Annotated in this window: 12 protein-coding genes and 1 pseudogene; 11 read left to right on the top strand and 2 right to left on the bottom strand. The window is 40.8% G+C overall.

Features of this window, described 5'->3' with window-relative positions:
* From AAGC65_RS17385 to pyrH, 3 genes and pseudogenes are all read left to right on the top strand, one after another.
* Window positions 1–175: pseudogene (locus AAGC65_RS17385) on the top strand (elongation factor Ts); the annotation flags it as partial.
* 187 nt (window positions 176–362) lie between these two features.
* Window positions 363–1,490, top strand: a complete 1,128-nt coding sequence (nagA, locus tag AAGC65_RS17380; RefSeq protein WP_343113734.1) for an N-acetylglucosamine-6-phosphate deacetylase — start codon at window positions 363–365, stop codon at window positions 1,488–1,490.
* Between the two features lie 218 nt (window positions 1,491–1,708).
* The gene (gene pyrH, locus AAGC65_RS17375; protein WP_343113733.1) at window positions 1,709–2,413 is read left to right on the top strand and encodes a UMP kinase; all 705 of its coding nucleotides are present in this window, start codon (window positions 1,709–1,711) and stop codon (window positions 2,411–2,413) included.
* Between the two features lie 89 nt (window positions 2,414–2,502).
* Here pyrH and AAGC65_RS17370 read toward each other — a convergent pair whose 3' ends face one another.
* Complete coding sequence (locus AAGC65_RS17370; RefSeq protein ID WP_343113732.1) at window positions 2,503–5,001, bottom strand: M1 family metallopeptidase; 2,499 nt, start codon at window positions 4,999–5,001, stop codon at window positions 2,503–2,505.
* A 263-nt stretch (window positions 5,002–5,264) separates the two neighbouring features.
* Here AAGC65_RS17370 and AAGC65_RS17365 point away from each other — a divergent pair, with 263 nt between their 5' ends.
* From AAGC65_RS17365 to AAGC65_RS17345, 5 genes are all read left to right on the top strand, one after another.
* Window positions 5,265–7,697, top strand: coding sequence for an ABC transporter permease (locus tag AAGC65_RS17365; protein ID WP_343113731.1), 2,433 nt, complete (start codon window positions 5,265–5,267; stop codon window positions 7,695–7,697).
* An 89-nt stretch (window positions 7,698–7,786) separates the two neighbouring features.
* Window positions 7,787–10,159 (top strand): ABC transporter permease, encoded by a 2,373-nt coding sequence (locus AAGC65_RS17360; RefSeq protein ID WP_343113730.1) that lies wholly within the window; start codon window positions 7,787–7,789, stop codon window positions 10,157–10,159.
* A gap of 56 nt (window positions 10,160–10,215) precedes the next feature.
* Window positions 10,216–12,576: an ABC transporter permease gene (locus AAGC65_RS17355; protein WP_343113729.1), complete on the top strand. Its 2,361-nt coding sequence runs from the start codon at window positions 10,216–10,218 to the stop codon at window positions 12,574–12,576.
* Window positions 12,577–12,668: 92 nt separating this feature from the next.
* Window positions 12,669–15,056, top strand: coding sequence for an ABC transporter permease (locus AAGC65_RS17350; protein ID WP_343113728.1), 2,388 nt, complete (start codon window positions 12,669–12,671; stop codon window positions 15,054–15,056).
* A gap of 92 nt (window positions 15,057–15,148) precedes the next feature.
* A complete protein-coding gene (locus AAGC65_RS17345; RefSeq protein ID WP_343113727.1) occupies window positions 15,149–17,545 on the top strand; it encodes an ABC transporter permease in 2,397 nt (798 codons plus the stop codon).
* 73 nt (window positions 17,546–17,618) lie between these two features.
* Here the strand turns inward: AAGC65_RS17345 and AAGC65_RS17340 are convergent, their stop codons facing one another.
* Window positions 17,619–18,029: a BrxA/BrxB family bacilliredoxin gene (locus tag AAGC65_RS17340; RefSeq protein ID WP_343113726.1), complete on the bottom strand. Its 411-nt coding sequence runs from the start codon at window positions 18,027–18,029 to the stop codon at window positions 17,619–17,621.
* Between the two features lie 209 nt (window positions 18,030–18,238).
* Between AAGC65_RS17340 and AAGC65_RS17335 the strand changes: the two genes are divergently transcribed.
* The 3 genes from AAGC65_RS17335 to ahcY all read left to right on the top strand — a co-directional run.
* Window positions 18,239–19,102, top strand: a complete 864-nt coding sequence (locus AAGC65_RS17335; RefSeq protein ID WP_343113725.1) for a M23 family metallopeptidase — start codon at window positions 18,239–18,241, stop codon at window positions 19,100–19,102.
* Between the two features lie 131 nt (window positions 19,103–19,233).
* On the top strand, window positions 19,234–19,599 hold the full coding sequence (locus AAGC65_RS17330) for a polymer-forming cytoskeletal protein (protein ID WP_343113724.1): 366 nt from the start codon (window positions 19,234–19,236) through the stop codon (window positions 19,597–19,599).
* A gap of 80 nt (window positions 19,600–19,679) precedes the next feature.
* On the top strand, window positions 19,680–20,919 hold a 1,240-nt coding region (gene ahcY, locus AAGC65_RS17325), incomplete at its 3' end, for an adenosylhomocysteinase (RefSeq protein ID WP_343113723.1).

The following is a 20,919-nucleotide window of genomic DNA, read 5'->3' as shown; positions in this document are numbered from 1 at the left end:
AGAAGAAATGGTTGAAAAAATTGCTGCCGGTAAACTGAACAAGTTTTATAAAGACTCAACCCTGTTAAATCAGGAGTTTGTGAAAGATTCATCTAAGAACGTTTCACAATTCCTTGACTCGGTTTCAAAGGGCCTTACAGTAACAGCCTTTAAGCGAGTAGCTTTAGGAGCTTAATATTAAATCCCCCTCGTATTAACGAGGGGGATTTTTTTTGCAATGTTGTTTCGATAAAGTCATGCCATTGCGTGGTGGAACGACGAAGCAATCGCATATTATACAGAGCGGTCAGCATGGTTTAAAACTTATCCTGTAAGGTTGCCACGCTTCGCTTGCAATGACACGTTGGTTAAATATAATTACTATGATAACAGCGCTTCACAATTTTAAACTTATTTCTGGTGGCAACATCACCGGGGGCAAAGCCGTTTTAATATCAGGCAGCCAAATCATCGATGTAATTTCTGATAATGATATTCCACAGGATGCTGAAAAGGTAGATCTGGAAGGTGCATACCTTGCACCCGGATTTATTGACCTGCAAATTTACGGCAGCGGCGGGCAGCTATTTGCAGGTACTCCTACCGTTGCAGCATTGAAACAACTGGAAGATGATCTGTTGGATCAGGGAACTATTGGTGTTTTTGCTACTATTGGTACTAATACTAATGATATTGTTGAAACCGGGATTGAGGCTGCTAAAGCCTTCCGTCCTCAAAGCAGAGGCGCTTTCTGGGGTTTACACCTGGAAGGTCCGTACTTAAACCCGGCTAAAAAAGGTGCACACCCGGAAAAGTTTATTAAAAAGGCGACCCTGACCGAAGTAAAAGGCTGGGTTGAAAGTGCCGACGGTGTTATTAAAATGATCACCATAGCACCAGAGTTGCAAGATCAGGAAGTAATAGATTATCTGCATAACCAGGGTATTATTATTTCATCGGGACACAGTAATGCCACTTATGCTGAAGGTAAAGCATTTTTAAACAAGCCGATCCCTGCGGTAACACACCTGTTTAATGCTATGCCGCAAATGCACCATCGCGAACCGGGTTATATCCTTGCCATATTTGAGGAAAGGCCATATACCAGTATTGTTGCTGATGGTAACCATGTGGATTGGCCAATGATCAGGCTGGCTAAACGCGAACTGGGCGATAAATTATTTTTAATTACTGATGCCGTGACCTCGACTAATGAAGGTGCGTATCAACATCGCTTAGAAGGTGATAAATATGTAATGCCCGACGGTACGCTAAGCGGTTCAAGCTTAACTATGCTAAAAGCCGTTGAAAACTGCGTTAAAAAAGTGGGTATTGATTTGGCTGAAGCTGTAAATATGGCATCACTATATCCGGCTGAGCTGGCAAAACAAAGCAAAAAAGGAAAAGTTGAGAAAGGCTTTGATGCCGATCTGATTATCTTTAACGCCGATTTTGAGGTTAAAGGCACTATTTTAAAAGGCGATTTTTTAGTGAAAACTAATTCGCTTTAATTAAAGCGAGCTTCATTAATCACCCTTTTATTTGTGAAATTCGAAAAAAATCGAGCTAATTGCTGCCTGTTTTTTTAACAAATACAACATAAAATTTTAACACTGGCTTTTATTATTTATTTTTGGCGAACTACTCCCGATATGGACAAAGCTTTATCAATTCATGATACACACGCAAGCGAGTTCTATCTATTTCTATTTATAACAAATCACACCCAATGAAATACAAAAGAATCTTACTAAAACTTTCGGGCGAATCGCTCATGGGCACCAGGCAATATGGTATTGATAACAATCAGGTTTTACAATATGCCCATGATATTAAAAACGTATATGATGCAGGTATTGAAATTGCGATTGTAGTTGGTGGCGGTAATATTTTCAGAGGATTAAGTGCCGAAAAATCAGGTATGGAGCGCGCTCAGGCCGATTACATGGGTATGCTGGCAACCGTAATTAACTGTATGGCACTTCAAAATGCGTTAGAGAGCATCGGTGTGGAAACACGCCTGCAATCGGCCATTAAAATGGAGCAGATCTGTGAGCCTTATATCCGTCGTCGTGCCATGCACCACTTAGAGGTTGGTAAAATTGTAATATTTGGTGCCGGTACTGGTAACCCTTATTTTACTACCGATACAGCTGCTTCCCTGCGTGCAATTGAAATTAAAGCCGATGTGGTACTAAAAGGTACCCGTGTGGATGGTATTTATACAGCAGATCCTGAAAAAGACCCCTCTGCTACCCGTTATGATGAAATATCATTTCAGGAAGTGTATGATCGGGGCCTTAACGTAATGGACATGACCGCTATTACCCTGTGCCGCGAAAACAAATTGCCTATCATTGTATTTGATATGAACGAGCCAGGCAACTTTATGAAAATAGCCAAAGGTGAAGATATAGGTACGCTGGTACGCTAATCAACTGTACTGAAATAAAAATTCAATAAACTATCCCAACAAAAAAGGCCGCTAAATTTAGCGGCCTTTTTTGTTGGGGGCAAAATCCTCTATTTAGTTTCTTTCAGTTGTTTAATAGCATCCTCGGCAACGGTTACTGATTGTGTATCATGCAATGCTGTACGCTGGGTTTCAATATTCTGCATAACTTGGGTAACAAATTCGTCGGCACCATACATTTTGTATTTGATACCAAACGCTTTAAGTTCATTTATACCTTGCTGCGCATATTCAGGCTTATCAACATGGCCGGTCATTTCGGCAAATTTTCGAACGTTGTTGAATTTAACTTGTATAGTGCTGTTTTTAAATGTTTCCAATATAAATGGCCATTGCTCTGCACCTCCGCTTGTAGCGTAGATATTAAAGATCGCGTCAGAAAGGGCTCCTTTATTATCTTTTTCAAAGCCTTTAGCCAATGTTAATGCCTGGGCTGGCTCTAACTCGTTAATGCCTGTTAAAGCTGCTCCTTGTACAGCATATGACTCGCTGGTAAGCGCTTGCTTGAACAAGGTTAAATTACCTGCCAACTTAAGTTTCCCTAAAGCAGTAATAGCAGCGGCACGGGCCAATGTATTATCGTCTGTTTGTGCCAGTGAGGTTAGTACAGGCAATGCTGCATTGCGTACATCATCATTGGTAAGATTTAAGGCTTTGATGGCTTTAATACGCAGACCATAATATTTATCTTTTAAAGCCGCGATGATTATTTTTTGATTAGGCTGTTCTTTTTGATTGGCAGCAGCTGCTTCAATGGCTTCAAACCTGTCCATGTATAACGGTGCGTTAAAATACTGGTAAACAAACTCGTCTATAGATTTATTGTCGGTTTTTTTAGCCAGTAATATTTTATCACCATCCACATTTACCAGGTCGGGTTTAGCAGCTAACTGAAAAGTTAAAGTATCGGCCTTGTCATTCATCCAAATTTTGTGACGTTCTTTTTTACCGCCTGCATAAATATCAATGGCCATTGGTAATTTAAAGGTTTGACCATCCTGACTTTGTTGCAGATAAACGGTTTGGGTTTTGGTAGCATCATCCCATTTGTAGCTGATGTTTAACACCGGGTGGCCCGCCCCGTAATACCATTGGTTAAAATACCAGTTAAGGTCAAGGCCGCTGGCTTCTTCCAGGGCCAGGCGTAATTGCTGTGCCTCACCATTTTTAAACGCATTGGTTTTCAGGTAAATATTCAGGCCCTTGAAAAACGCGGCATCACCCAAATAGTTGCGCAGCATATTTAAAATACGACCGCCTTTTTGATAGGTAACCACATCAAAAACATCTTCTTTATCAGCATAATGAAAACGCACAAGGTCTTTGGTTTTAGCATCACCGTTTCTGAAATAACTCAGCATATCATCATGGTTATGCTCATCGCCGGCATCTTTACCATATTTATGCTCTGCCCAAAGGGTTTCGCTAAAATTGGCAAATGATTCATTTACGGTTAAATTACTCCAGCTTTCGGCTGTTACATAATCGCCAAACCACTGGTGAAATAGCTCATGTACGATAGTGCTGCGGCCATTGTTAAAATAAGCATCTATTAACTCACGGTGAGTGGCCTGTACATATTCGCCATGTAGGGTGGCTGTGGTATTTTCCATAGCTCCGCTCACATAATCGCGGGCTACAATTTGTGAGTATTTATTCCACGGATAATCAACACCCAGGGTTTTAGAGTAAAACTCCATTACCTCAGGAGTAAAGCCAAATATTTCTTTAGCATAAGGAGCATATTTCGGCTCCAGGTAATAATTTACCTCTTTGTCGCGCCATTTATCCTTGTAAATTTTAAAATCGCCAACGGCCATCATAAACAGGTATGGCGAGTGCGGCAGCTCCATCTTCCAGGTATCGGTACGGGTGCCGTCGGTATTAGTTTTTTGCGATGCCAGTCTGCCGTTTGATAGGGTGACGTATTTGGCGGGTACGGTCATGCTTATCTCTTCAGTAGTTTTCTGGCTTGGCTTGTCAATGGTTGGGAACCATGCCGATGAACTTTCAGTTTCACCCTGCGTCCATATCTGGGTAGGCTTATCTTTTTCGGTACCGTCTGGGTTTATGAAATACAGGCCTTTGGCATCATTAATAGCCGCGCTGCCCTTTTGTTTCAGCTCATTGGGTTTAGCGGTATAGTCAATATAAACGGTATAGTTTTCATTGTTTTGATAAACCTTATCCAGCTTAATGGCAACCGACAGACTATCCAGGTAAGTAAATTTAAGTGGTATATTTTTACCATTTTTTACTATTGATATATTTTTAAGATCCATGCCTTTGGCATCAAGCCTTAAGCTATCGGTTGGATAAAAGTGTGGTTTTAAAGTAACCCATTCTTTACCGTACATATAGCGTTTCTTATAATCAAAACGCACATCAAGTTTTGTATGCACCAGATCGTTGATCTTAGGCGGTACTGCACGATAAATTTTTAATGCCGGGTTTTCTGGTTGAGGCGCTTCCTGCGCATAAGACGAGGTAATTGCTGCTGTTAACACGCACGATAACAGTAGCTTCGGAAAATACTTCAGATCAGTCATACGCAATTATAGTATTTTGCTTTGTAATAAAATGTGTGGTATTCACAATTTGTATTATCAAGGATGAGCAAATTAAAATACATTTATGTTACCTACCCTGAATGTTTATGATGAAACCGGACACCAATTGTACGAATACGAACGGTTTAGTATTTGATTTATTTGTAATTATCAATAAATGAGGTGTTTATAAAATTGGCATGCATGTTATTATATGGTGGTGTTAAATGATGCTTTGCTAACGGATTTAAAAATTACCCCAGATGATCAAGAATTATTTAAAAATAGCTATCAGACAGTTACGCAAACAAAAAATGTATGCGGCCATAAAAATTGGCGGCTTTGCGCTTAGTATTGCGGCCTGCCTGTTAATTGCCTTATATATTCATAATGAACTTAGCTTTGATAAGCATTATCCGGATGGAAATAACATATACCGGATTGTTGGCGCATATCATGTGGATGGATTTGATGGAAAAGGCGTTGATTGGCCTGCTGTAATGGGGCGTACAGTTAAAGCTGATTTTCCGGAAGTTCAGAATTTTGGAAGACTGATGCCGAATTCGTTGTTCCGGGGTGCCGGGAGCAACGAGTTAAAGCGTGCGGACGCTGTGGAAGATACCCATGAAGAGGGATTTGCTTATGCCGATCAGTCGTTACTTGATATATTGAAACTGCCTATGGTTTATGGCGACAGAACGCACGCGCTTGCTGAGCCTTTTACTATGGTGATATCTAAAAGCAAAGCCGATAAATATTTCCCAGGTCAAAACCCTGTTGGTAAGGTTATGTATCTTAATAATGACAAAAGCAAGCCATATAAAATTGGCGGCGTTATGCAGGATATATCTAAAACCACGCACCTGAATTATGATTTTTTACTAACACTTACAGGCGTTCAATTTTGGGATGGGGAGCAAACCACATGGGGGGCGAGTAACTATAGTGTTTATCTTTTGTTGAAGCCCGGGGTTGATGTGAAGACGCTGCAGAAAAAGATCAGTGATGGGATAATTAAAAATTATTACATACCTGATATGTTAAAGAATGGGGATAAAAACGCGTCAATAATTGCAGGTGCACTAAAAATGTATCTACAGAATATCCAAAACATCAACCTGTATTCGTATGATATACATGATGGAATGCAGCATGGTGATATTAGGTTTATTTGGTTGTTTGGCGCGGTAGCAGTCTTTATTTTATTTATAGCGTGTATCAATTTTATTAACCTGTCAACAGCAAAATCTGCCAACAGGGCAAAGGAAGTTGGTTTACGCAAGGTAGTAGGTTCTCAGCGAAGTGGGCTAATCAGTCAATTTTTAACCGAATCATTATTATATAGTTTTTTCTCTTTTTTAGTTGGGTTGGTATTGGCTGCTGTATTGCTTCCTTATTTTAATACACTGGCATCAAAATCACTTGCTATGCCCTGGCTGCAATGGTGGTTTATACCGATTATATTGATATCGGCAGTTTTAATTGGCGTGCTTGCCGGCATTTATCCAGCGTTTTACCTTTCAGGGTTTAAACCGGCCGAGGTATTAAAGGGTAAACTAAGTATAGGCAGTAAAAGCTCGGTGCTAAGGAACGGCTTGGTAGTATTCCAGTTTACTACATCTATTATTCTGATCATCAGCACGGTTGTTATATACAACCAGATGCAATTTATCCTGAATAAAAAAGTGGGCTTTGAAAAAGATCAGGTAGTAATGATACAAGGCACCAATACTTTGGATAATGAGGTAACGAGCTTTAAAAATGAGCTATTAAAATTATCGTCGGTACAAAGCGCGTCTATCAGTGATTTTTTGCCTGTATCGGGCACCAAGCGAAATGGTAATGAGTTTCATAACGAAGGTAAGGAAAAGATAGAGGCAGGCATTGGTAGCCAGTTTTGGGATGTGGATGCCGATTACATCAAAACATTCGGGATGAAAATAATAGCAGGCCGCAACTTTGACCCAAGCCTGAAAACCGATTCGCAAGCCGTCATTATCAATCAAAGCCTGGCTAAAAAGCTCAATCTGACAAATCCCATTGGTAAGCGAATTACCAATTATGGTGCGCCAAGATTGATAATAGGTATGGTACAGGACTTTAATTTTGAATCGCTCCGGGATGGGATAGATCCGTTGGTGATGCATTTGAGTAATAGTAATTCTATTGTATCGGTAAAAATAAAGTCGGGTAATGTAGAGAATACGCTGGCTCAGATCACAAAAACCTGGAAGAATTTTTCGCCTAACCAACCCATTCGCTATACTTTTATGGATGAGCGTTTTGCCAGCATGTATGCCGATGTACAGCGTATGGGCCGCATATTTACCAGTTTTGCCATATTGGCTATCTGCATTGCCTGTTTGGGCTTATTCGCCCTGGCTGCTTTTATGGCCGAGCAGCGCAGTAAAGAGATTGGTATCCGTAAAGTATTAGGTGCCAGCGTAGCTAATATCACATCCTTGCTATCCATGAATTTTATTAAGCTGGTACTCCTCGCTATTGTTATCGCATCGCCGGTGGCGTGGTGGGCAATGAACAAATGGCTGCAGGATTTTACTTACCGCATAACCATAAGCTGGTGGATGTTTACCATAGCTGCTGTAGTAGCCATAGTAATAGCCCTGGCAACGGTGAGCTATCAAAGTATTAAGGCCGCGGTGATGAACCCGGTAAAAAGTTTAAAAGCAGAATAAGCTTAAAGCCGAAGGCTTAAAGTGATAAATAAGTTACATAAAATAAAGCTTTAGGCTTTTTGCCTTTAGCTTTAAGCTACAGTACAGATATGATCAAGAACTATTTAAAAATAGCGTGGCGCAACCTGACAAAAAACAAGGTGCATACTTTTATTAATATAGCGGGCCTGTCTGTTGGCCTTACCTGTAGTTTGCTCATTTTGTTGTGGGTACAAAACGAACTGAGCATTGATCAGTACCCTAAAAATGGCGATAGGTTATATGCTGTTTACGAACGTCTTTATTATGATAATAAAACTGTAGGGCAATACGCCACTCCGGGACTTTTACCTGAAGAGTTAAAAAAGCAGATACCAGAAATAGAGGCCGCCACCGGTGTTGCTTTCGGCGAGGAAAGTACCTTTCAATTGGGCGATAAAATAGTAAAAATGAATGGTACCGATGTTGGTGCCGATTGTTTTAAAATGCTCAATATTCCTTTACTCCAAGGTAATGCTCAAACCGCCATAAACTCACCGGTGAGCCTGGCAATATCACGCAAAATGGCGGTGGCCTTTTTTGGTAGCCCGGAAGCTGCCATTGGCAAAACCATTCGTTATGAAAATAGAAAGAACTTTACGGTTACAGGTGTATTTGAGAATTTGCCCAAAACCTCATCAGAGCAGTTTGATTTTGTTAAAAATTGGGACGATTTTTTAGAAGAAAATTCCTGGGCGAAACAATGGGACAGCAACGGCCCAGGCACCATCATTATGCTGCGTGCCGATGCGGACCCTGCGAAGGTTGAAAAGAAACTAACTCACTTTTTAGATAACCTGAATACCCATCAAAAGAAGGGCACTTTTACCGAAGAGCTGGCAATGCAACGCCTTGGCGACAAGTACCTGCACAGCAATTTTGAAAATGGCAAAATTAGCGGCGGGCGTATTGAATATGTGCGCATGTTTACCATTGTAGCTGTTTTTATTTTACTCATAGCCTGTATCAATTTCATGAACCTGACTACAGCGCGCTCTGTTAAACGCTCACGCGAAATTGGCGTACGCAAGGTAGTTGGCGCCTTACGGTCAACGCTAATTAAGCAGTTTATTGGCGAATCGTTGTTGGTAACCACTTTAGCGGTATTTGTTTCGTTGATATTGTTAGTGTTATTGCTGCCGGTATTTAATCAAATTACACAAAAAGAAATAGCGTTGCCATTTAATCAGCCGCTATTTTGGCTTAAGCTGGCTGCTATAACCCTGGTAACCGGTTTAGTATCCGGTAGCTATCCGGCTTTGTTCCTGTCGTCATTTAACCCGGCTAAAGTGCTAAAGGGTACCATAAAGCTGGATTCGGGCTCTACCATATTTCGGAAAGGTTTGGTTGTATTTCAGTTTGCCCTGTCGGTTATACTGATAACAGCCACTATAGTTATATCAAAGCAAATGACCTATGTACAATCAAAAAACCTTGGCTATGACCGGGAAAACCTGATATACATACCTATGAACGGGGCATTGTTGCCCAAATATGGTACATTTAAAGAGCAAGCCCTGCAAATGCCCGGTATACAATCCGTTTCGCGCATAACACTTACACCAACCAGTATTGAAAACGGTACTGCTGATGTACAATGGGAAGGGAAAGATCCCAATGTAAGTATTCAGTTTACCCAGGTATCTGTAGGGTATGATTTTGTGAAAACCATGAAACTGAAAATGCTTTCAGGCCGTGATTTTTCGAAAGATTTTCCGACTGACTCTGCCGGATATATTATAAATGAAGCTGCGCTCAAAAGGTTAGGATATGCCAACCCCATTGGCAAGCCACTATCCTTTTGGAAAAGAAAGGGTCAAATTATTGGTGTGCTAAAAGATTTTCATTTTGACTCCATGCATGAGCAAATCAAACCATTGATAATTCGGTTTGGAGAGCAGGAATATTACGGTAATATACTGGTTAAAACCCAGCCAGGTAAAACCAAACAGGCATTGGCCAGCCTTGAAAATTTGAGTAAAGAAATTAATCCGGCATTTCCGTTTAGCTATACTTTTTCTGATGAGGAGTATCAAAAGCTATATCAAAATGAACAGGTTGTAACCAAGCTATCAGATGCTTTCGCATTCCTGGCCATATTTATTTCGTGCCTGGGTTTATTAGGGCTGGCTATGTTCACTGCCGAACAGCGTATTAAAGAGATCGGTATCCGTAAAGTATTGGGCGCAAGTGTGCAGTCATTATTTGCTCTGCTATCATCAGAGTTTTTATTGCTGGTGGTTATTGCATTATTAATAGCACTACCTGTATCCTGGTATACTATGAGTTATTGGCTGCGCGGATTTGCCTATAGTACACCTATGCAATGGTGGATGTTCGCGCTATCGGGTGGTTTAATTATACTTATAGCTATGGCAACCATAAGTTTCCAGGCGCTGAAGGCCGCGCTTATTAACCCAATAAAAAGCTTAAGAAGCGAGTAACGATATTTAGAATGAGTGATTGAGTTTAGGAATTAGGTTTTTAGAATTTAAACATCATGATCAAAAATTATTTAAAAATAGCCTGGCGTAATCTTGTTAAAAACAAGGTGCATTCGGCAATAAACATAGTGGGCCTGTCGGTAGGTATGGCCATAGCTATGCTCATAGGCCTTTGGGTATGGGACGAGCTATCCTTTAACCAATATCATAAAAATTATGATCGCTTAGGTCAGATCATGGTTACTCAAACCAGTAATGGCGAAACGGGTACATTTGAGTCGACCGTTGTACCTTTGAGCGATGAACTCCGTACCAAATACGCGGGCGATTTTAAGTCAACAGCCCTTACCTGGGAAAGCGCGCATATATTGGCCGTAGGCGATAAAAAAATATCTCAAACCGGAATGTGGGCCGAGGCTGATATGCCGGCTATGCTTTCACTCAATATGGTAAAAGGCAGCTACTCGAGCTTTAGAGATCCTTCCTCATTTGTGCTGTCGCAATCAGTCGCCAAAGCTTTATTTGGCGATGCTGATCCGATCAACAAAACTGTGCGGATTGATAATAAAACGGATATGAAGGTAATTGGCGTATTTGAAGATATGCCTCATAATACCTCATTCTACCAAACAAAGTTTATGCTGCCCTGGAATAATACAGCCAACTGGTGGAGCACACAATCACAAACATGGGATAATCATGGCAGTCATTTATTTGTACTGATGAATAATCATGCCGATTTTGATAAAGTATCGGCTAAGATCAGAAATCTTACCAAGCCCCATTTTAAAATGAACGATGAGACGATACAGGTTCATCCCATGCGTAAATGGCATTTATACAGCGATTTTAAAAACGGAGTGGCTAACGGCGGACGTATTGAGTTTGTTTGGTTGTTTGGCATTATCGGTTTGTTTGTATTGTTATTGGCTTGTATCAACTTCATGAACCTAAGCACCGCTAAAAGCGAAAAACGGGCTAAAGAAGTAGGTATACGTAAAGCCATAGGTTCGGTTCGTAAACAACTTATTGCACAGTTTTTAAGCGAATCGCTATTAGTAGTGGCGCTATCGCTGGTGTTAACTCTTGCAATTGTACTGCTCACTGTTCCCTATTTTAATCATATTGCCGATAAAGAGGTTTCCATTCCCTGGAGCAATCCGTTATTTTGGCTGCTTACCTTAAGTTTTACCGTTTTCACAGGTTTGGTTTCGGGCAGTTACCCGGCATTTTATTTATCGGCCTTTAATCCGGTAAAGGTTTTAAAGGGAACATTCAAGGTTGACCGCGTAGCCGCTATTCCCCGCAAGGTATTGGTAGTTGTTCAGTTTACGGTGTCTATCGTACTGATCATTGGAACAATCATAGTTTTAAGGCAAATACAGTTCGCTAAAGACCGTCCAGTAGGTTACACACGAGCCGGCCTCATTTCTGTTGAAATGAACACTCCTGATATTTATGGTCATTATGAGGCTATGCGTAACGACTTGCTGCAAACAGGAGCGGTAGAGGATATGGCTGAATCGAACAGCACAACCACCCAGATCTGGGCAAATAACGGTGGTTTTGACTGGGCTGGCAGAGCGCCCGGGTATGATCCTACCTTTGGCACCATAAGCGTAACTTATGATTTCGGCCATACCGTTGGATGGAAAGTACTACAGGGGCGCGATTTTTCACGCAGCTTCCCTACCGATACAAACTCTATTATTCTTAATGAATCGGCCCTTAAAATGAGCGGCATTAAAGATCCGATTGGTAAGATCATGCGCTGGAAAGGCGCTAACCACGTTATTGTGGGGGTAACCAAAGATATGGTTATGCGATCACCCTATGAAAAAACTGTAGGCACTGTATTTTTCATGGACCCAGGTTGGGTTAACTGGATCACTGTACGCATAAAACCTGATATGCCTATACGTGAGGCCCTGAGCAAAATTGAATTGGTATTTAAAAAATACAATCCCGGCAGCCCGTTTGAGTTTAAGTTTAACGACGATGAATATGCCAATAAGTTTTCTGATGAGGAGCGCATTGGCAATCTAGCTTCCACATTCGCGGTACTGGCTATCTTTATTTCTTGCCTGGGTCTGTTTGGGCTGGCTTCATTTGTAGCTGAGCAACGTGTAAAGGAAATTGGAGTACGCAAGGTGCTTGGCGCATCCGTAGGTAATCTGTGGAGACTGTTATCAACCGAGTTTGTGGTGCTGGTTTTTATATCGCTGCTTATAGCCATACCACTGGCTTATTATTTTATGCAGCACTGGTTGCAAGGCTATCATTACAAAGCAACAATTTCCTGGTGGATATTTGCCTGTGCTGGCGCGGGCGCTATAATCATTACCTTGTTAACCGTGAGTTTTCAGGCTGTAAAAGCAGCTATGGCTAACCCGATAAAAAGCCTGAGAAGCGAATAAACAGGTAATTTATAGTTTGTTATTTAGTAAATAAGGTTATCAAAGAATTAGGTTTTAGAGTTTAGTAATTAGGTTTTGGAATTTAAAAAAGCATGATCAAGAATTATTTAAAAATAGCCTGGCGCAATCTGGTCAAGAACAAGACGCATACATTTATCAACGTGGCGGGTCTTTCTGTTGGCATGGCGTTAGCTATGCTCATTGGCCTCTGGATATGGGACGAGCTATCGTACAATAAGTATTATGATAATTACGATCATATTGCCCGGGTAATGCAAAACCAAACCAATAATGGCGAGATACAAACTATGCCTAATGAGCCCTTACCATTAGGGAATGAATTACGTAGCAGTTATGGCAGCAATTTTAAATATGTAACTATGGCTACCGGAGCTGGTATCCATACACTGACTTATAACAATATTAAACTTAACCGCCCCGGCATTTTTTTTGAACCGCAGGCCACCCACATGCTGAGTCTTAAAATGTTGCATGGCACACTAAACGGTTTAACCGATCCTGCTTCCATTATGATTTCTGCTTCGGTAGCTACAACTTATTTTGGTAATGCCGATCCGATAAATAAGATGATGAAAATTGATGACAAACAGGTGGTAAAAGTAACTGGGGTATATGAAGATCAGCCTGCCAACTCATATTTTGCCGATATGACATTTGTGGCACCGTGGCAATTGTATGTAAATAGCAATCCCTGGATGAATGGCTTAAAAAATGAGTGGGGCCGCAGTGCCTTTTTAACTTATGTGCAAATAGCGGATAATGCCGATATGAATAAAGTCTCAGGTCTTATTAAAGATGCCAAAATGAACAAGGTAATTGGAGGTGATGAGTCAAAGCATAACCCCCGGTTATTTTTACACCCTATGAAGCAATGGCACCTGTATGCTAACTTTAAAAATGGTGTAGTTGATGGAGGTACTATCAAATATGTTTGGCTGTTTGGTTTAACCGGTATTTTTGTATTGTTATTGGCCTGCATTAACTTTATGAATTTGAGTACCGCACAATCAACAAGGCGGGTTAAAGAAGTAGGCATCCGCAAGGCAGTAGGTTCCAAGCGTAGTCAGTTGATTGTTCAGTTTTTTGTAGAGTCATTACTAATGGTTTGCTTTTCGTTTATACTGGCATTAGTTTTAGTACAATTAAGCTTACCTTTTCTTAATCAACTGGCCGATAAAAAAATGTTTATTTTATGGTACAATCCTTTGTTCTGGGGGATATGTATTTGTTTCAACTTTTTTACCGGCTTGTTAGCAGGTAGTTATCCAGCGTTTTACTTATCTTCATTTAAGCCGGTAAAGGTTTTGAAGGGAGCGATGAATGCAGGCCGGTTTACTTTGCTGCCCCGTAGAGTTTTAGTGATATTGCAGTTTTCATTCTCTGTAACACTTATTATTGGTACTACGGTTGTGTACAGGCAAATTCAGTATGCAAAAGAACGCCCGGCGGGTTATAATAAAGCAGGGCTAATTAGTATGCGTATGATGAATGGGGCTGTACATGAACATTTCGATGTAGTAAAAAATGAGCTTTTAAAATCTGGAGCTATTACCAATATAGCCGAATCGGGCAGCACAACAACAACGGTAGGTACATATAGCGGAGGGCTTGAATGGGTTAATAAAGACCCTAACGCCGCAGTAGATTTTCCAAACATAGATGTATCTCCGGATTATGGAAAAACTATCGGATGGCAGTTTAAAGCCGGCCGCGATTTTTCTCAGGCATTCAAAACTGATTCATTAGCTTTTATTATTAATGAGGCGGCTGTAAAATATATGGGCTTTAAAAAACCGATAGGTGAAAACATTACCTGGAATGGAGTATCTTTTCATGTGGTTGGAGTTATTAAAGATATGGTTATGCAATCTCCTTATCAGGAAGTTCAGCCCTCCATGTTTCATTTATCGGGTGATGCCAGTCGCATAGTCACTATAAGACTTAATCCGGCTATGGGAGCCAATGAGGCATTAAATAAAATTGAGCATGTTTTTAAAATATACAATCCGGCTCAGCCATTTGAATACAGTTTCGTTGATGAGCAATACGCCCGCAAATTCGGCGAAGAACAGCGAATAGGACAATTATCGGCAGTTTTCGCCTCTTTGGCTGTGCTTATAAGTTGTTTGGGTCTGTTTGGTATGGCCGCTTTCATGGCTGAGCAACGTGTAAAGGAAATAGGTGTGCGCAAAATATTAGGGGCATCGATATTTAATCTGTGGAGCTTACTATCTGCAGATTTTGCAATGCTGGTTATGATTGCATTAGTCATATCATTCCCCTTAGCCTATTATTTTATGCACAGCTGGCTGCAAGGGTATCAGTATAAGGCAGAACTTTCCTGGTGGATATTTGCTTTAGCAGGAGTATGTACAATAACTATTACATTACTAACTGTGAGTTTCCATACCGTTAAAGCGGCATTGGTAAACCCGGTAAAAAGCTTACGCAGCGAATAAATAGGTAATTTATAGTTTAGTATTTAGGCTTAGTGTTTATCTAAGAATTAGGTTTTAGAGTTTAGAAATTAGTTTTTAAAATTTTAAGCATCATGATCAAGAATTATTTAAAAATAGCCTGGCGTAATCTGGTCAAAAACAAGGCGCATACATTTATCAATGTGGCGGGGCTTTCTGTTGGCATGGCGGTAGCTATGCTCATTGGCCTTTGGATATGGGACGAGCTATCGTACAATAAGTATTTTAAAAACTATGATCGTATTGTACAGGTATGGCAACATCAAACATTTAACGGAGACGTAGGCAGCCAAACGGCAATGCCCATTCCGCTGGGATTAAAGCTTCGTGAAGCATACATGAACGATTTTAAATATGTTGTGCTTTCTACCTGGACAATGGAGCACATCATTACAAATGGTGACAAAAAGTTCACTAAGCTGGGTAATTATGTACAGCCAGAAATGCCGGATATGCTTACCCTGAAAATGCTCAGGGGAACGCGTGCGGGTCTTAAAGACATGTCTTCTATCATGCTTTCCGAATCGCTGGCAAAAACATTGTTCGGCAATGCTGATCCTATCAATAAAACACTTAAGATAGATAACCAATGGGTGGTTAAGGTAACCGGTGTTTATGAGGATATGCCCAACAATACCGAATTTAGGGAAGTTACCTTTTTTGCACCCTGGGATCTGTATATGACAACCATGCCCTGGCTTAAAAACGCAAGTATACGCTGGGGAAATAATTCATGGCAAATATTTGCGCAACTGGCTCCTAATGCCGATGTCGATAAGGTATCGGCCAAGATCAAGGATATAAAACTCAAAAATATAGCCGCGCAGGGCGATAAATTAGGGGCTGCTGTTAAACCTGTCGTGTTTTTACACCCAATGAATAAGTGGCATTTGTACTCGGAGTTTAAAAATGGTTTTAATACTGGTGGCGCTATACAATTTGTTTGGATGTTTGGTATTATCGGCGTGTTTGTGCTGTTGCTGGCCTGCATCAATTTCATGAACCTGAGCACTGCACGATCTGAAAAACGGGCTAAGGAAGTTGGCATTCGCAAAGCCATAGGTTCGCAGCGGATACAGCTGATCAGTCAGTTTTTTATGGAATCGCAGATGATAGTTGCCTTTGCTTTTGTTTTTTCCATAGTACTGGTCATGATTACCTTACCCTGGTTTAACGGCGTGGCCGATAAAAAGATGACGATTTTGTGGGGTAATCCCTGGTTTTGGATATTGTGCCTTGTTTTTAGCTTCCTATCCGGACTAATAGCAGGTAGTTATCCGGCATTGTACTTGTCGTCTTTTAAACCTATAAAGGTTTTAAAAGGAACGTTCAAGGTAGGTAGGCTGGCGGCTTTACCACGTAAGGTATTAGTGGTGTTGCAGTTTACTGTTTCGGTAACGCTCATTATTGGTACGCTCATTGTTTTCAGGCAAATACAGTTTGCCAAGAACAGGCCTATTGGTTACAGTCGAGATGGCTTAGTTTATTTGGTGCAGAAAACCAATGATATACATAAGCACTACGTTGCTTTTAAGGATGAACTGGTAAAATCGGGAGCTGTTGTTGAGGTTGCCGAATCGGGTAGCCCGGTTACAGGTGTATGGAGCAATAACAGCGGTTTTGAGTGGCGGGGCAAAGCCCCGGGTATGCAGGATGATTTTGCAACCGTTGGCATTACTCCCGATTTTGGCAAAACCGTTGGCTGGCAGTTTAAGGATGGGCGTGATTTCTCAAGCGCGTTTTTAACCGACTCGAATGCTGTAGTGCTCAATGAGGCGGCGGTAAAATATATGAACTTTAAAAACCCGGTAGGTGAGATTATTACCAATGATAACAAGCCGTACCACGTGATAGGTGTTATTAAAAATATGGTGATGTCATCGCCTTATGAACCGGTTAAGCAAACTTTCTTCTATATGGATAAAGATCCGCAGGGTGTAATAAATATCAGGATCAATCCTAAAATGAGCACCCATGAAGCGCTTGATAAAATTGCTGTCATCCATCAGAAATATGCGCCTGCAGCACCGTTTGATTATAAGTTTGCTGATGAAGAGTATGCCAAAAAATTTGACGGAGAAACACGTGTAGGTAAACTGGCCGGCTTTTTTACCCTGCTGGCTATTTTCATAAGCTGCATGGGGCTGTTCGGCATGGCATCATTTATGGCCGAGCAGCGCACCAAAGAGATCGGGGTGCGCAAAGTATTGGGCGCATCGGTATTTAGCTTATGGAGTTTACTGTCAAAAGATTTTGTAGCCCTGGTGATAATAGCATTAGGCATTGCTATACCAACAGCCTATTATTTTATGCATGGCTGGTTGCAGAGTTACCAGTATCGGGCCGATTTATCATGGTGGATATTTGGTGTTACCGGTGTAGGGGCTATTATTATTACCCTGGCTACCGTAAGCTATCAAAGTGTTACCGCGGCGCTTGCCAACCCGGTAAAAAGTTTAAAAACAGAATAGCTAAAAATGGATGAGCATAAAAAAAGCTGAAAGGAATTATCTTTCAGCTTTTTGCTTTAAGCCTTCAGCTTAATTAGCAATATTGTTCAAATGCGTCAATCAGGTTATCGGCAATCATTTGAGCAGGGCGACCTTCTATCTGGTGGCGCTCTATCATATGTACCAATTTGCCATCTTTAAATAAAGCCATTGCCGGCGATGATGGAGGATAAGGCAGCATATAGTTACGTGCGGTATCAACAGCATCTTTTTCCATACCCGCAAAAACGGTTACCAATTTGGTTGGATGTTTTTCATTAGCTGCCGCTATTCTTGCTGCAGGGCGTGCATTGGCTGCAGCGCAACCGCAAACAGAATTAACCATTACAAACACGGTACCTTCGCTTTCAATAGCTTGCTTTACAGCCTCGGCATCTTTCAACTCCTCAAAGCCAACTCTTGTTAAATCTTCCCGCATTGGGGCAACTAAATATTCTGGATACATAATTTTTTTATTTACACTAAAATTTACCTATTACAAAAATAATAAATGATTAACAGGTTGTATATACAAATCATAATAATAACACTTTACTGACGATGCACACGCTTGGAACGCAACTGTTAAATTGCTTATTCCCACAAGTTTTATACAAAACAGCTATTGAATTATTAAGGGTAATAACTATATTGCCGCCCCTAATATCGAACTTAATGAACAAAAAGCCTTCTGACATTAGCACCGTTGTTATCATTAACAAAAACCAACAACACACCCAATCTTTACAGATAAAAACCAAACATATTAATAGGATACGCCATTATGCATACAGCATTGTATCGGTAGTATTGGTATTGATCGGTGTTATTATTTATTTAAGATCCCAAAACTCAAAACAAGAGCTGGAAAAACAGCAGCTCATCGCGCAGATCGTAAAACTTAAAGGTGCTATACCTGTAGTTTCTGCCGAAAGCAAAGAGGGTTCTGCCCAATCGTACATACAGGGTATAGAAGGTAAGCTCAAGACCATTAATAATTATTTAAGAAGGCGTGGTTTAAAAGGCTTTTCAACCAAAGGCCTTGGCGGCGACGCTAATGCCGAAGGCAACAAGCTGTCTGATAAAGAAGTTTATTCATTATATAATGATTATTTGAACAGGCTGGTAAGCACCATTGCTTTTACACCAATGGGTTATCCTCGGGTAAGTTCTTTTACTTCGTTTTTTGGATATCGGAGCGATCCTTTTGATGATGGCCGTGCCGAATTTCATCCAGGTATTGATTTTAAAGGCCGGAAAGGCGACGAGGTTAAATGTACCGCAAGCGGAAAAGTTGTTTTTGCAGGCTGGAGCGGAGGTTATGGCAACTGCATACGTATAGCGCATATCAATAATTTTGAAACCGTGTACGGGCACTTATCGCGTATTAAGGTAAAGGTTGGCCAGGAAGTAAATGTTGGCGATGAGGTAGGTTTAGTGGGTTCAACCGGGCACTCAACCGGGGCACACCTGCATTATGAAGTGCGTAAAAATGGCAAGCCTATAAACCCGGTTAACTTCTTAACGCTTAATAAATAGGCTCTACATAATACTTTTAAATATTTTGTTGTAAAACTTTTAAGGTGATGATGAAATACACAACCTGAAGTGTATAAAAAACGTAAAAAGTCGAACGTAAACATCTAACCTAAAAAGTTCCCGAACTCAACATGGCTATTTTTGGTAAAAAAGACAAAGTCGCGCTTGATCTGCAAGCTATATCAACCCTTATAAGCGACGGCAGTATTTTAGAGGGTAATCTTAAGGCACCTGCTTTTGCACGTATAGATGGGCAGGTAAATGGCAATGTAAACATTGATGAAGGCCTGATACTGGGTGAAAAAGCGCTGGTTATTGGCAATATTGATACTAAAGAAATTGTTGTTTACGGTACGGTAAAAGGTGATATCCAAACCGACTCGCTCGAGATAAAAGCTACCGGTAAAATTACCGGAGAGATAAAAACCCAGGCTCTTTTAGTTGAAACAGGTGGCGTATATAACGGTCGCCTCTCTATGCAAACTGCTGATAAGTAATAGTTAACTTATTAAGAAAATTCTCATATTTCATTTTGATATTTTTATAAGTTAACTTTGCATCTCAAAATTTAAATGTTATGTCATCAGTAGAAACTGCATTCGTTAAATACAAAGTAAAAGACTTATCGCTGGCCGATTGGGGCCGCAAGGAAATTGAATTGGCCGAAGCCGAAATGCCCGGCCTGATGGCTTTGCGTAAAGAGTACGGGCCATCTCAGCCTTTAAAAGGCGCTCGTATTGCAGGTTGTTTGCACATGACCATTCAAACCGCTGTTTTGATTGAAACTTTAATTGAACTTGGCGCCGAAGTTACCTGGTCGTCATGTAATATATTTTCAACCCAGGATCATGCTGCTGCCGCTATTGCTGCTGCAGGTACTTCTGTTTATGCCTGGAAAGGTATGAATGCCGAAGAATTTGACTGGTGTATTGAGCAAACCTTATTTTTTGGCGAAGACCGCAAGCCATTGAACATGATTTTGGATGATGGCGGTGATTTAACCAACATGGTATTGGATAAATACCCTGAGCTGATAGCTGAAATTAAAGGTTTATCTGAAGAAACTACTACTGGTGTACACCGTTTATATGAGCGCATGAAAGCCGGTACATTACCAATGCCTGCTATCAACGTGAACGACTCGGTTACCAAATCAAAATTTGATAATAAATACGGTTGCCGCGAATCGTTGGTTGATGCTATTCGTCGTGCTACTGACGTAATGATGGCTGGTAAAGTGGCTGTTGTTTGCGGTTATGGCGACGTAGGTAAAGGCTCGGCCGATAGCTTGCGTAACTCAGGAGTACGTGTTATTGTTACCGAAATTGATCCTATCTGCGCTTTACAGGCAGCTATGGAAGGTTTCGAGGTTAAAAAATTAGGAACCGCCATTAAAGAAGCTGATATTGTAGTTACTGCAACAGGTAATAAAAACATTGTTCGTGAAGAGCATTTCCGCGCTTTAAAGGATAAAGCCATTGTTTGTAACATCGGTCACTTTGATAACGAAATTGATATGGCCTGGTTAAACAAAGTCTATGGCAATACAAAAATTGAAATTAAACCACAGGTTGATAAATACACCATTGATGGAAGCGATGTTATTGTTTTAGCCGAAGGCCGTTTGGTGAATTTAGGTTGTGCAACCGGTCACCCGAGCTTTGTAATGAGTAACTCGTTCACCAACCAAACCCTGGCTCAGTTAGAGCTTTGGACAAACGGTGCGACTTATGAAAATAAAGTTTACACCCTGCCAAAACATCTTGACGAGAAAGTAGCCCGTTTACACCTTGCTAAAATTGGTGTTGAGCTGGAAG

The organism is Mucilaginibacter sp., from assembly GCF_039207105.1.
Lineage (GTDB): Bacteria > Bacteroidota > Bacteroidia > Sphingobacteriales > Sphingobacteriaceae > Mucilaginibacter.
This window is presented reverse-complemented; position numbering and strand designations above follow the sequence as displayed.